17 protein-coding genes are annotated in these 12,201 nt (G+C 70.2%); 5 read left to right on the top strand and 12 right to left on the bottom strand.

Annotated features, from left to right (window positions below):
* Together FNH05_RS38865 and FNH05_RS20010 are read right to left on the bottom strand one after the other, a co-directional pair.
* Positions 1 to 183, bottom strand: a 183-nt coding sequence (locus tag FNH05_RS38865; protein WP_222426662.1) for a hypothetical protein, incomplete at its 3' end; no start/stop codon positions are given.
* Positions 184 to 430: 247 nt separating this feature from the next.
* On the bottom strand, positions 431 to 1,378 hold the full coding sequence (locus tag FNH05_RS20010; protein ID WP_144590233.1) for a LysR family transcriptional regulator: 948 nt from the start codon (positions 1,376 to 1,378) through the stop codon (positions 431 to 433).
* Positions 1,379 to 2,096: 718 nt separating this feature from the next.
* Here FNH05_RS20010 and FNH05_RS20005 point away from each other — a divergent pair.
* Complete coding sequence (locus FNH05_RS20005) at positions 2,097 to 2,717, top strand: MFS transporter (RefSeq protein WP_144590232.1); 621 nt, start codon at positions 2,097 to 2,099, stop codon at positions 2,715 to 2,717.
* Positions 2,718 to 2,781: 64 nt separating this feature from the next.
* Here the strand turns inward: FNH05_RS20005 and FNH05_RS20000 are convergent, their stop codons facing one another.
* On the bottom strand, positions 2,782 to 3,201 hold the full coding sequence (locus tag FNH05_RS20000; RefSeq protein ID WP_144590231.1) for a CBS domain-containing protein: 420 nt from the start codon (positions 3,199 to 3,201) through the stop codon (positions 2,782 to 2,784).
* A gap of 226 nt (positions 3,202 to 3,427) precedes the next feature.
* Between FNH05_RS20000 and FNH05_RS19995 the strand changes: the two genes are divergently transcribed.
* Positions 3,428 to 3,841, top strand: a complete 414-nt coding sequence (locus FNH05_RS19995; protein WP_144590230.1) for an ATP-binding protein — start codon at positions 3,428 to 3,430, stop codon at positions 3,839 to 3,841.
* Between the two features lie 14 nt (positions 3,842 to 3,855).
* Here FNH05_RS19995 and FNH05_RS19990 read toward each other — a convergent pair whose 3' ends face one another.
* From FNH05_RS19990 to FNH05_RS19970, 5 genes are read right to left on the bottom strand one after another with little or no spacing between them, the layout of a single operon-like run.
* On the bottom strand, positions 3,856 to 5,112 hold the full coding sequence (locus FNH05_RS19990; RefSeq protein WP_144590229.1) for a PP2C family protein-serine/threonine phosphatase: 1,257 nt from the start codon (positions 5,110 to 5,112) through the stop codon (positions 3,856 to 3,858).
* On the bottom strand, positions 5,109 to 6,104 hold the full coding sequence (locus tag FNH05_RS19985) for an ATP-binding protein (RefSeq protein WP_144590228.1): 996 nt from the start codon (positions 6,102 to 6,104) through the stop codon (positions 5,109 to 5,111). The genes FNH05_RS19990 and FNH05_RS19985 overlap by 4 nt, the downstream gene beginning before the upstream one ends.
* Entirely contained in the window at positions 6,101 to 6,520 is a 420-nt protein-coding gene (locus FNH05_RS19980) for an anti-sigma regulatory factor (protein WP_144590227.1), read from the bottom strand. Before FNH05_RS19980 ends, FNH05_RS19985 begins: the two co-directional genes overlap by 4 nt.
* The gene (locus FNH05_RS19975) at positions 6,517 to 6,891 is read right to left on the bottom strand and encodes an STAS domain-containing protein (RefSeq protein WP_144590226.1); all 375 of its coding nucleotides are present in this window, start codon (positions 6,889 to 6,891) and stop codon (positions 6,517 to 6,519) included. The genes FNH05_RS19980 and FNH05_RS19975 overlap by 4 nt, the downstream gene beginning before the upstream one ends.
* Positions 6,891 to 7,760: an STAS domain-containing protein gene (locus FNH05_RS19970; RefSeq protein ID WP_144590225.1), complete on the bottom strand. Its 870-nt coding sequence runs from the start codon at positions 7,758 to 7,760 to the stop codon at positions 6,891 to 6,893. The genes FNH05_RS19975 and FNH05_RS19970 overlap by 1 nt, the downstream gene beginning before the upstream one ends.
* A 130-nt stretch (positions 7,761 to 7,890) precedes the next feature.
* Between FNH05_RS19970 and FNH05_RS19965 the strand changes: the two genes are divergently transcribed.
* Genes FNH05_RS19965 through tenA form a run of 3 tightly spaced genes read left to right on the top strand, consistent with a single transcriptional unit; the run spans position 7,891 to position 9,604 of the window.
* On the top strand, positions 7,891 to 8,247 hold the full coding sequence (locus FNH05_RS19965; RefSeq protein WP_144590224.1) for an STAS domain-containing protein: 357 nt from the start codon (positions 7,891 to 7,893) through the stop codon (positions 8,245 to 8,247).
* Positions 8,248 to 8,275: 28 nt separating this feature from the next.
* Complete coding sequence (locus FNH05_RS19960; RefSeq protein ID WP_144590223.1) at positions 8,276 to 8,935, top strand: thiaminase II/PqqC family protein; 660 nt, start codon at positions 8,276 to 8,278, stop codon at positions 8,933 to 8,935.
* Entirely contained in the window at positions 8,936 to 9,604 is a 669-nt protein-coding gene (gene tenA, locus FNH05_RS19955; protein ID WP_144590222.1) for a thiaminase II, read from the top strand.
* A 3-nt stretch (positions 9,605 to 9,607) separates the two neighbouring features.
* On the opposite strand, the gene FNH05_RS19950 is transcribed toward tenA, so the two are convergent.
* From FNH05_RS19950 to FNH05_RS19935, 4 genes are read right to left on the bottom strand one after another with little or no spacing between them, the layout of a single operon-like run.
* On the bottom strand, positions 9,608 to 9,955 hold the full coding sequence (locus FNH05_RS19950) for a PRC-barrel domain-containing protein (protein WP_144590221.1): 348 nt from the start codon (positions 9,953 to 9,955) through the stop codon (positions 9,608 to 9,610).
* Complete coding sequence (locus FNH05_RS19945; RefSeq protein ID WP_144590220.1) at positions 9,952 to 10,344, bottom strand: hypothetical protein; 393 nt, start codon at positions 10,342 to 10,344, stop codon at positions 9,952 to 9,954. The genes FNH05_RS19950 and FNH05_RS19945 overlap by 4 nt, the downstream gene beginning before the upstream one ends.
* A 10-nt stretch (positions 10,345 to 10,354) precedes the next feature.
* Positions 10,355 to 11,584 (bottom strand): NRAMP family divalent metal transporter, encoded by a 1,230-nt coding sequence (locus tag FNH05_RS19940; protein WP_144590219.1) that lies wholly within the window; start codon positions 11,582 to 11,584, stop codon positions 10,355 to 10,357.
* Positions 11,584 to 12,036: a hypothetical protein gene (locus FNH05_RS19935; protein ID WP_144590218.1), complete on the bottom strand. Its 453-nt coding sequence runs from the start codon at positions 12,034 to 12,036 to the stop codon at positions 11,584 to 11,586. The genes FNH05_RS19940 and FNH05_RS19935 overlap by 1 nt, the downstream gene beginning before the upstream one ends.
* Between the last annotated feature and the right edge of the window lie 165 nt (positions 12,037 to 12,201).

Below are 12,201 nucleotides of genomic sequence, written 5' to 3'. Positions count from 1 at the left end.
CAGGGACTTCCGGGGTGGGGGCGAAGCCGGGGCGGACGTCGGATACGGCGGGCGGTTCGGCGCGGAACGCGAGTGTGCGTGCCAGCGGCGGTGCAGTGCAGCCCGCGAGTACATCGACAGGACCACCCACAGCAGCACGAACAACGGCCAGAGCAGTGGCTGCAGATCCAGCAAGGGCATCATGGAACGGCTCCCTCGGCCACGCGGGCGCTTTGCCTCCATCATGCGCCTGCTCCGGTCGCAAGGTGTGTTTCCCGCCCTGGTATTTCCCGAAACCCGCCGGAGGCGCCGTATCCGCGGTCCCTGCCGGCGTCCACGTCAACGTCGATCCGCACGGTTATGAAAAGGGCTCATCACAGATGAGGGTGGACTGGGAACTTTGACACGGCGACGGCGTCGCAGCTGCTCACCAAAGTTGCAGCAGCTCTGACTAGTGGCCGTGGCGCGCCCAGGACGGGCGCCATCTGTCGCTGCCTTGTCGGCCAGCGAAGTCGGCTTCGAGGAAGGCGAGCAGCTCGGCCAGATCGGGCTGCCGGTTGTTGGTACGCCAGATGACCCAAAGCGGGAAGACCGGTGTGGGGTCGACGATCGGGATGCGTCGAAGGTCGTAGTGCGCGGGCCAGAGATAGCGGGAGCCTTCGCCGACGAGGTTCGCGAGCGTCGCCGACTCGGCGATCTCGGTCATCAGCACCTCGGCCCCGAACGCAGGGCCCAGGACGTCGATGGTGATCCCGAAAGTGGCGCCGAGTTCGGCGTAGTAGGCCGCGACCTCGTCCCCGCTGGGCAGCCCCGGCATCCAGATCGGGTGATCGGCGAGCTGGCGTGGAGTCACAGACGGAGCATCTGCAAGCGGGTGCTTCGGGCCGACCAGCAGCTCGTGGCGGTCCTCGATGACCAGGGCGCTGGAGAGTCCCATGCCTGAGAGTTGCCTCCTCGGGTCGGCCAGACCGCGGAACGTGGCGTCCACGGCGCCGCCCGCGACGGCGGCCAGCGCCGCCTCGAGATTGAGGTCGGGCAATGCGACAACGTCCAGGTCGCGCCCGCGGCGTTGCTGATAGAAGGCGTGCAGGAGCGTGGCCGGTGCCGTCCGCCGGTTCCGTACGTCGACTCGGAGCGCTCGACGTCCGGGCATCACCGATGCGAGGGCGCGGTCCGCAGCCTGGAGCAGCTCGTGGGCGTGCGGCAGGAACGCCTGGCCGTCGACAGTCAGCGTGGCGCCGCGGGGTCCGCGGGCGAAGAGAACCACGCCGAGCTCACGCTCGAGGGCACCGATGCGCTTCGAGACGGCCTGCTGGGTGATGCCGAGCTCGTCGGCCGCGCTCTGGAACTGTCCTTCCGAAGAGACCTTGAGGAAGGTCCGCACCGCGTCGAGGTCCACACCCCCACCCTAGTGACACAACGAAGAGTTGTGGCGCGCCGCCAGATCGGTTGTTACCTCCCACGTTGCCACTCGGGATTGCATAACCCGGGCAGAACCGACGGTTGTGGACACACCAGATGGAGGAACGACGTGGCACACAGGAAGCTCGGGCGGCAGTTCGGATGGCTGTGGGCCGCGTACGCGGTCAGCGCCTACGGCTCCGGTCTCGGGTTCGGCGCCTTCGGGCTGATCGCCATCAGCGTCCTGCGCTCCAGCCCTACCAGAGTTTCCGCGCTCTCGTCGGCAAGCCTCATCGTCGGCGCACTCGTCGCCGTCCCAACCGGCCCGTGGATCGAGACCCGCCGCAAGCGTCCCGTAATGATCACCATGGACCTGCTGCGGTTCGGCGCGATGGCCACCATCCCGCTGGCCTACTGGCTCGGCTGGCTGACCTACGTGCAGCTCTTGCTCGTCGCGATCGTGGTTGCGGGCGCCAAGATCGCGTTCGTCACCGCCAGCGGCGCATACCTGAAGTCCGTCGTAACCCGCGATGACCTCTTGGCGGCCAACAGCCGCTTCGAGTCCACAACGTGGAGTTCGATCGCGATCGGCCCGCCACTGGGCGGCGCAGCAATCGGCCTGTTCGGCTACACCACCCACCGTCGTCGCCGACAGCCTGAGCTACCTGCTCTCAGCGCTCGGCATCACCGCCATCGGCGGACACGAGCCTGCTCCCGTGAAGGACACAACCAAGAGGATCGCTCTGCGGGATGTGCCGGACAGCTGGCGCTGCCTGCTCAACCACCCGCAGCTGCGGCCGATCTTCCTGAACCGGCTGGCTTTGGGCGGGCTCTTCATGGCGACCGAGCCGCTGCTCGCCGTGCTCATGCTGCGCGACCTCCACTTCGCACCGTGGCAGTACGGACTCGCCTTCGCCGTACCGTGCATCGGCGGGTTCGTCGGCTCGCGTCTCGCAGGCCCAACAGTCGCCAAGTACGGCGAGCACAAGGTGATGCGGATCGCCGGCGTCGGGGCGGTCCTGTGGCCGATCTGGCCGGCGTTCACCCCCACACTCGGATTGGTGCGGCCGTGGGGCGAGATCGCACCCCGCTGGCTCCCGCTGATCGGGGGACGGCGACCGGCACTGCTCGGGGCGGCGATGCTGTGCACCACGGTCGGCTGGTTCGCCTTCAGCCAGGCGGCAAGCCTGATCGGGCGTGTCGCGCAGACCACGGCCCAGCAGGTGGTACCCGTGGTCTGCTATGCCCCGCTGCTGGCCTGGCCACCCCTTCTGGTGGCCACGACCGTCGCGTACTACCGGCGCAGGAAGAGTGGCTTGGCGCTCCTGGCGCAGTGACTGGCTGACCCGGCGCAAAAAGGGACACCCGGCGCGGGGTGCCCCTTTTCCGCGGTGCCGGTGGTCAGGTGTTGCCGCGCGCGGCGCTGATGTCGCCCAGCGCCGAATGCGGGTCCTTCTCCACCGCGGCGTCCCCGAGGGACAGAATGCCGACCGGTTTGCCCTTTTCCACCACCGGAATGCGGCGCACCGAGCGTTGCCGCATCCGGGAAATCACCTCGTCGGCCGTCTCGTTCGGCTCGGCGGTCACTATTTCGCTGCTGCACACGTCGGACAGGTGCAGGTTCGACAGGTCGTCCCGTTCCGCCAGGCCCCGTACCACGATGTCGCGGTCGGTGACGATGCCCTTCAGCTGCTCGCCCTCGGTGACCAGGACGTCGCCGATTCCCTCGTCGCGCATGCGCTGTGCGGCCTCCTTCACCGAGGCGTCGGGTGGCATGCTCACCGCCGGAGTCGTCATGATCTCGCGGACCGTTTGTGCCATGATCGCGTACCTCCTTCGTCGGGCGTTCCAGCTCCTAACGTTCCCGGCGTCCCCGCCCCCAAACCGTCCGTGCTGCGCGGCGCCGGTCTTGTGACTAATCTGGCCGATGCGACCGGATCAGGTGATCATTTTTCGTTGAGCCGAGTGGGTTGAGTGCGGACCCGCGAGGTATCCGACCATGTGACTATCCGAAGCCAGGGAGGCGCAGAGCGGTGCGTGAGGCGCTGTGACCGGCGATGCCGGGGTGCTCGGTCCTGACGGGGCGCCCAGGCTCGGTATCCGCCTTCTGCCGACGGTCCACGCGGCGCGGGACGCGCGGGCGTTCGTGTCGGACGCGCTGCGCGGCTGGCGGGTGCCCGCGGCGGTGGCGGGAGACATCCTGCTCGCCGCGTCCGAGCTGGTGACCAACGCGGTGGAGCACGGCCGTGGCGAGGTTTCGGTGGAACTGGAACGGGAAGGCTCGCGCATCCGGCTCAAGGTTGGTGATCACGCCACGGATAAGCCGGTGCTGCGCAAGCCCGATGCCCGGTCGCCGCGGGGCCGTGGGATGGCGCTGATCGATGCGCTGAGCGCGGCGTGGGGGCACTACCCTCGCGGCGCCGGCAAATGGGTGTGGGCGGAGTTCCGGCTGGACGCCTGAGCGGGAGCGGGGGTTCAGGCCGGGGTGGCCCACCGGCACAGCAGGAGGCACACATCGTCGTCGTGCTCGTCGGCGCCCAGCATCTCACCGAGGATGCGGTCACCGGCCTCGTCCGGGCCCAGGGTGGCGGCGGACCGGAACACGCCGGACAGCCGGTCCAGGCCGGTGTCGATGGACAGCCCGCGGCGCTCGACCAGGCCGTCGGTGTACAGCAGGATGGTCTCGCCCGGACGCAGGAGCGTGTCGTACTCCCGGATTTCGAAGTCGAACGGCACGCCCATCAGCGGGGCGCTGGGTTCGTCGAGGGGCCGCACGGCGCCTTCGTGGCCGGCGACGAGCACGGGCAGGTGCCCCGCGTTGGCCCAGCGGATCCGCCCGGTGCGCACGTCCAGGTCGATCACCACCGCGGTGGCCAGCAGCGGGCTCCGCCAGCCGCGCAGCAGGTGGTGGGTCAGCCGCAGGGTTTCCGCGGGGCCGTGCCCTTCGGCGGCGTAGGCCCGCAGTGCGTTCTGCAGTTTTCCCATGATCACCGCGGCGTCCACCCCGTGCCCGGTGACGTCCCCGACGGTCAGCACCGTGCTCCCGTCGGCGCGGGTGAAGGCGTCGTACCAGTCGCCGCCGACGTTGACGCCACGGGCGGCGGGCAGGTACCGGGCGGACAGCCGCAGGTCATCGGGGTGTTCGAGGGTGGGCAGCATGGCCAACTGGAGGCGTTCGGCCAGTTCCCGTTCCCGTTCGTACTCGTTGGCGTTGCGCAGGCCGACGGCGGCGCGGGCGGCGACCGCGGTGGCGAAGGCGAGGTCGTCTTCGGCGAACCCGGGCTCGCCGCGGCGGAGTTCGAGCACGCCGAGCAAATTCGGCCCGACGGCGAGCGGGACCAGCATCCGGCCGGGGGCGGCCACCGGGCGCCGGGTGGTCAGCACGCGCTTGACGTCCTGGCCGGGCACGGTGCCGTTGCGCGGTTCCCGGGTCAGCCGGTGGTCCTCGCCGAGGATCCAGACCGCCGCGGAGGAGGCCACGCCTTCACGCTGGACAAGCCGGACGAGCGCCTCCGCCACCTCCCTGCCGAGCAGGGAGGCCGAGACGGTCCGGCTGACCTCGTCGAGGAACGCCGACCGCTGCCGCTGGCGTTCCACCTCCGTGTGCAGGGCGAGCAGCCCAGCATTGGTCTGGGCGAGTTCCGAGCGGTGCATTTCGAGTTCCCGCCGCTGCCGCTCGATGACCTTCCGCAGCTCCTGGATCGCCCCGTCGTGCTCCCGGCAGTCGCTCATCGGGCACCGTCCCCGGCGACCGCTACCACGCACGCGTCGTCCCGGCCGCGGCCGTACTGCCCGAGGATCCAGGCGGCGACCACGGCGGGATCACGACTGAGCAGCCCGGGTGATTCCTCGATGCTCCATCGCTCCGACACGCCATCAGTGTGCAGGAGCAGCCAGCTGCGCGCGGACCAGGAGTCCACGGTGTCGGGCGGGCTGCCCGCGTTGGCCGCGCCGACGATCCCGGGCCGCGACAGCAGGCGCTGCACCGGGGCGCCGGGCCGGGCGTAGCCGCGGGCGGAGATGTTGCCGATGCCGCAGAACCGCAGGCGGCCCTCCCCGGTGGCGAACTGTGCGACGGCGACCGTCGCGCCACGGGTGCGGGTCAGGGCGGCTTGCATCGCCTCAAGAATACGGGCCGGGGGCAGCCCCGCATGGGAGGCGAGGGTGTCGACGGCCAGTTGGCTGGCCGTCGCCGCCGCTTCGCCGTGGCCGAGACCGTCGCTCAGCCCGACCGTCACCGTGCCCTCACCGGTGGCGACGGCCCACATGTCCCCGCAGGCGGTCTCCCCCGGCGCGGTCAGGCGTGCCACCCCGATGCGCAGTCCCGGCGGGGGCGGACGCCCGGTGCGCCAGCGGGCGAGCAGCACGGTGCCGCGCCCGGCCACCGAGTAGATGTCGAAGTCGTCGGCGGCGCGCCGGATGGCGCCGAGCCCGGTGCCGAGCGTGCCGGTGGTGGAGAACCCGTCCCGCATGCTCTGGTCGATGCGGCCGATCCCGGGCCCGCGGTCGGCGGCCAGCAGGTCCAGGCGGTCCGGCGCGATCACGGCGGTGAACACGCCCCGGGTGGCGTGCTTGATCAGGTTCGTGGCCAGTTCCGTGGCGGCGAGGGCGACGCGATGTACCTGCCCGCTGGGCAGCCCGGCCCGCTGGGCGGCCGCCGCGGCCAGCCGCCGCGCCCGGCCCACGTGGCTGTCCTCGGAGACGACCAGATCGGCCCGGATCATGGTTTGCGTCGGGTGGACAGGGACAGCTCGATGCGGGTGCCCTTGCCGGGTACGGATTCGATGCGGAACCGGTCCGCCAGCCGCCGCGCCCCGCCGAGGCCGAGGCCGAGGCCGGAGCCGGTGGTGTAGCCGTCGGTGAGGGCGAGTTCGATGTCCGGGATGCCGGGACCGGAGTCGACGAAGATCAGCCGGACCGTGCTGGTCGATCCGCTCTCCTCGACCACGATCTCGGCCTGCCCGCCGCCGCCGTAGACCAGCGCGTTGCGTGCCAGTTCGCTGGCGGCGGTGACCAGTTTGGTCTGCTGCACCAGGCTGAAGCCCGCGGTCACGGCGGCTTCCCGGGCGGCCTGGCGCACGAGCACTATGTCGGGTTCGGTCTTGATCGCCACGGTGTTCGTGGGCGAAACGCGTGTCACCGCAGTTCCGTCCTGGCCGGGCCGTCGTGGCGAAGCAGCGCGAGCCCGGCTTCCACGGACAGCGCGGTGCGCAGTCCCGGCAGCACGAGCCCGAGCTCGACCAGGGTGATCGCCACGGCGGGGCGCATCCCGACCACGACGGTCTTCGCGGCCAGCAGCGAGGTGGCGGCGGCGATGTCGTGCAGTGTCTTGGCCAGGAACGAGTCGACCACGTCGAGGACGGAGATGTCGATCAGCACGCCGCGGGCCTGGTGCTCCACGACCTGCTCGGTGATCTGCTGCTGCAGTTCGGTCACCGAATAGTCCAGCAACTCGTCCTGGATGGTGACCAGCAGCACGCCGTGCAGGTTGATGACGGGGACGCCGGACATCAGACGACGCCGGGTCCCGAGCTGACGACGGACAGGCCGAGCCGGGTCAGCGCGTAGTGGAACGCGTCGGCCAGGCGGGCGCGGGTCGCCACCTCGTCGAGATCGATACCGAGCTGCACCATGGTGTGCGCGATCTGGGGCCGGATGCCGCTGATCACGCATTCGGCGCCCATCAGCCGCGCGGCCAGCGCGGTCTTCAGCAGGTGCTGGGCGACCATGGTGTCCACGGTCGCCACCCCGGTGATGTCCAGGATCGCGACCCGGGCCTGGTGGTCGAGGATCGCCTGCAGCAGGCTTTCGGTGGCGACCTGGCTGCGCATGCTGTCGAGGGTGCCGATGAGCGGGATGGCCAGGATGCCCTCCCACAGCTTGATCACCGGGGTGGACAGCTCGGCGAGTTGCTCACGCTGGCTGGCGATGGTGTCGCGGCCCGCGGTCAGCGCCGCGTCGAGCAGGATGAGACCGAGGGTGTCCACCGCGCTGCTCAGCAGCACCGCACCCTCGGTGCGCTCGTCGGGGCCGAGGTCTTCCTCGGTCCACATCCGCAGCAGCGGGCCCTTCAGCGCGGCCATCTGCCTTGCGGTCTGCGTGATCAGCGTCGAATCGTGATCCTGTTGCGCCGCAAGGGCTTCGAGCAGAGTGCGCAGATCGCTGAAGCCTTCACCCGCCGGATTGCCCGCGTCGCCGGCCAGCACGGCGCGCCGCAGTCCGGTCAGCACCTCGCCGCCGTCGAGGACGGCCTGCTCGTAGTCGGCGCCGCCGATCTGGAAGAACGGGACACCGGACCATTCGGTGACGATGCTTTCTCTGCGCCGTCCGAGAAAGTCACCGACAATGGCAGTGGTCTCCCGGTCTGAGGTTGCGGTCATTGCTCCCATGCTTCCAGCGCCGCGGCCCGGTGTGGTCCGCTGGATGTGTTTTCCGCTTCGCGGCCAAGCTAGGGCACCGGGCGCCGGAGGACAACCGCAGGGCCCGGTCGAACGCACGGGAGGGAAAGGTATGGAAAACGACGGCACGACCGGACGCGGTGCCGGCACCGCGATCACCCGGATCGAGACGGACGACGGCACGGAGGTAGGCCGGATCAGGCTGTTCGGCGAGATCGACCACGCCGAAGCGGGACGGCTCGACGAGGCGGTCCGGGAACTGCTGGACAAGGGGGTGGACCGGCTCGTGGTGGACTTCGCCGAGCTGTCCTTCTTCGATTCGGCGTGCCTCAGCGCCTTGGTGCGGGCGCGAGCCCAGGCGGAGGACCACGAAGCGGCGATCGTGCTGGAGAACGTGAACCGGTACGCGCATCGCATCCTCGAACTCACCGGCCTGACCGGTGCCTTCACGATCAAGACCGAAAACTAGGAGCTGTAGGAAAACGGGGAGCCAGGCAATGCGCGCGGCGGATCTGCTGGCACAAACCCGGCGGGAGCTCGAGGCGACCGCCGACGCGATCAGTGATCACCGGTTTCTCACCCTGCTGGCCACGGGTGCCGTGCCCCGCGAGCGGCTGCGGGCGCTGGCCGCCGAGCAGTACGGCATCGTGTCCAGCGACCGGCGCAGTTTCGCGCAGCTCGCCGCGCGGTTCCCGGCAGGCCCCGCGGGGGATTTCTTCCTCGGTCTCGCCGAGGGGGAAGGGATCGCACTGGGCAGGCTGGGCACACTGGCCGCGTGGCTCGACCTGGGCGAGGAGGACCTTCGCGCCCATGAGCCCCATCCCGGTGCGCAGGCCTATCCGGCCTACGTCGCCTGGCTCGCCCTCAACGGTTCGCGGTCGGCGGTCGCACTGGCGTTCGTCGCGAATCTCGCCGCGTGGGGCGGTAACTGCGGCGCGGTGGCCGCCGCACTGCGCGAAACCTACGGCGCGAGCCAGGAAGCGGTGGGATTCTTCGAGTTCTTCGCCGCACCGCCGGAAGGATTCGAAGACCGCGCGCTGGCGGTGATCGAGCAGGGGCTCGCCGACGGGGATTCTCCGGTCCTCGCGCGCCGCGCGACCCGTTTGCTGCAGTCCTTCGAGCTGTCCTTCTGGGACGCGCTCGCGGAAGGCCTGTGAATGCCGGGCCTGAGTGAGCGGTTGCGGGCCGCGGCGGCGGAGATCTGGCAGGCCCAGCACGAGCATCCGTTCGTGCTGGGCATCGGGGACGGGACGCTGGGCGAGGAGCGGTTCCGGTTCTGGCTCCGGCAGGACTACGTGTTCCTCGCCGAGTACGCGCGGCTGCTGGCCCTGGCCGCCGCGCGCTCTCCCGACCTGGCCACGATGACCCGTTTCGCGGATCTGGTGTACGAAACGCTGCACGAGGAGATGGACCTGCACCGGGCCTACGCCGCCGAGTTCGGCATCACCCCGGACGAACTGGCCGGTGAGGTGCCCTCCCCCACCACTCGCGGCTACACCGACTTCCTGCTGCGCAGCGCGTCGGTCGGGGATTTCGCCGACCTGCTCGCCGCGCTGCTGCCGTGCATGTGGGGGTTCAACGAGATCGGGCTGAGCCTGGCGGGACGGGCCGCACCCGCGCGGTCTGCCTACGCCCGCTGGATCGCGATGTACTCCTCGGCGGAATTCACCGCGCTGGTCGAGTGGTTGCGCGACCTCACCGACCGCCTCGGCGAAGGGCTGCCGCCCTCGGCCGAGGCGCGGCTGCGCGAGGTCTTCCTCGCCAGCAGCCGCTACGAGCTGGCGTTCTGGGAGATGGCCTGGTATCGCGAAACCTGGCCACGGTAGGACCTACGAATCCTCCACCTCGACGAAGGGCCGTAGTTGTTCGCGTGTGCAGCGGATGTGGATACAGGGCCGATCCACTGTGGACACTTCCGTCCAGGGCACGAACAAGGAGCGGCGGCCCAGCCAGCGGAACAGCGCGGTCAGCGGCCACGGCCCGGCCATCGCGTCGCGGGTGTAGCCGAGGCGGTCGCCGATGCCGGCCTTGCCGCATTCGAGCCCGGCCAGCTCGAACCGCGGGGCGTCGTCTTCGTCGCCGGGGTGCTCGTGCCGGAACACCAGGTCGTGCACGTGGCCCACGTCGCGGCCGCGCGGGTCGACCACCCGGCAGCCGATCAGTTCGGCGCCCCTCATCGCCGGCCTCCGGGAATGCGCTCGATGATGTGCCGTCGCGTCCACTCCCGCATGTGATCGACGGGCAGTTCCGGCGCGGCGACCCGCAGCCGCACGCGGCGCCGGTCGAACTTGGCCACCTTCTCGATGGGGATGCGCGCCGGATACGGATCGTCGCCGGGGCTCATCCTGCGGCCGACGGCGCTCCACCAGGTTCCGATCCGGTCGCCGATACGGGGTCCGAGCGCGGTCGGGCCGCACAGCAGGGCGGTCACCACGGGCGGGCCCCCGTCGGCGGGCACGTCCAGTTCGATGTCGTCGACCTTGCCGACCTCGCGTCCGTCGCGGTCGAAGATCTGCCGGTCCCACACCATGTCGTTGGCGGTGACGATGTCGGTCTCGTGTTCCATGTCCGGCTCCTTACTGGCCCGCCTTCGTGGCGAAGATCAGTGGCAGGGTCACGACCGAGACGACGACCATCACCAGTAACGCGAGCATGGCCAGGCCGTTCTGCCACCGTTTGTTCACGTAGCGGCCCATGTATTCGCGGTCGTTGGCGACCACCAGCAGCGGCAGGTAGGTCAGCGGGATCGCGGCCGCGCCCAGCACCACCGACACGATGGTGACGGTGATCGGGTCGATGGTGGTGAGCATGAACGCGGTCGCCGCGATCGTGCCGGCCAGGCAGACCAGGTGGAAGCGGGGCGCGTCGGCCGGGCGCCGCCACTTGCCCCAGGACCAGCCGAAGTACTGCGACACGCTGTAGCCGAGGGAGAGCGCGGATTCGGCACCCGCGGCGAAGGTGCAGGCGGCGAAGCCGATGAAGGTCAGGATCAGCCCGAGCACCCCGAACGCCTGGGCGACGGGCAGCGCCACCTGCCCCAGGTGCTTGACGTCGACGGAGTCCGGCCGCAGCACCGGCACCATCGCGGCCATGATCGCCAGGCTGAGCACGCCGCCCAGGGGGAACCCGATCAGCGTGTTGGCGCGGGCGCGGCGCATGTCCGCCACCGACCAGCCTTCCTCCCTGCCGCCGGAGGAGAAGAAGACCACCTGGTAGGGCACGATGCAGGCACCCAGCAGGGAGATCGCGTAGAACAGCCAGGTCGGCCACGCCTCGCCGGAGGGCACCGCGGGGTGGGTCATCTCGTGCCACAGCAGGGACCAGTCCGTGGGGAGCAGGACCAGTGCCGCGGCGAACACCAGCAGGGCAAGGCCGAGCAGGCCGAACACCGTTTCCAGCACCGGAAAGGGCAGGCGCCAGATCGCCAGCCACACCGCAGCCCCGGCCAGCGGCACCCAGATCACGTAGTTCACGCCGGTGAACAACTGCAGCACCAGTGCCACACCGCCGATTTCGGCGGCGAGGGTGAGCAGGGACAACACGGTGGACGCGAGGAGGTTGACCAGTGCGAACCGGACGCCGAGACGTTCGCGCACCACGTCGAACACCGCACGGTGCCCGACGGCGGCGACCCGGCCCGCCATTTCCCCGTACAGCACCATGATCACGGTGCCGAGCAGCACCGCCCAGGCCAGCGTCATGCCGAAGCGGGCCCCGGTGATCCCGCTGGTGACGATGTTGCCGATGTCGACGAACCCCCCGATGGCGGTCATCACGCCCAGAGCCAGGTTGAACACGACCTTCATCAGGCCACCTGGGACAGCGGGCGGAACGCGTCGAGTGGAGCGGACAGCGCGTCGGCCGCGGCCTGCTGGGCGGTGCGGTCGTTGCGCCGGACCGCGATGCGCAGTTCGGTGAGCAGGCGGGTGGTGTCGCGGACCGGACCGTCGATCCGGCGCCACAGCTCGTCCGCGGCCTCGTCCTGGGGCGGCTGACGGCTTTCGATGGTGGTCTGGACCGAACTCGCGTCCCGTTCGGAATCGCTGACCACCGTGTCGGTGACCGTGTGCAGCATCCTGCCCTGCAGGTCCAGGCGCGCCGCGCGCTGCGCGGTGGCGATGATGCTGCTCATCGCCTTGGCGGTCTGGACCACCTTGCCGCGATACTGGTCCGTGGTCACCGTGGGCCCGGCGCAGGCGGCGAGGGTGACGGTGAGCAGCGCGACGAGCGCGGGACCGCGGGCGGGCGGCGGGCTCATTTCCCGCCGGCCCGCTTCCGGCGGTCCTTCTCGTGGAACAGTACGTCGTCGAGTGGGTGCGAGACGTGCCGCACGAGCAGGAACACCAGGACGCCGAGCAGGGCGAAGAAGATCGACCAGGCGATCAGCAGGTCCAGTCCCGCGGTCTGCAGCATGACGCAACCC

Origin of the sequence: Amycolatopsis rhizosphaerae (genome assembly GCF_007713715.1) — a bacterium.
Classification (GTDB): domain Bacteria; phylum Actinomycetota; class Actinomycetes; order Mycobacteriales; family Pseudonocardiaceae; genus Amycolatopsis_E; species Amycolatopsis_E rhizosphaerae.
This window is presented reverse-complemented; position numbering and strand designations above follow the sequence as displayed.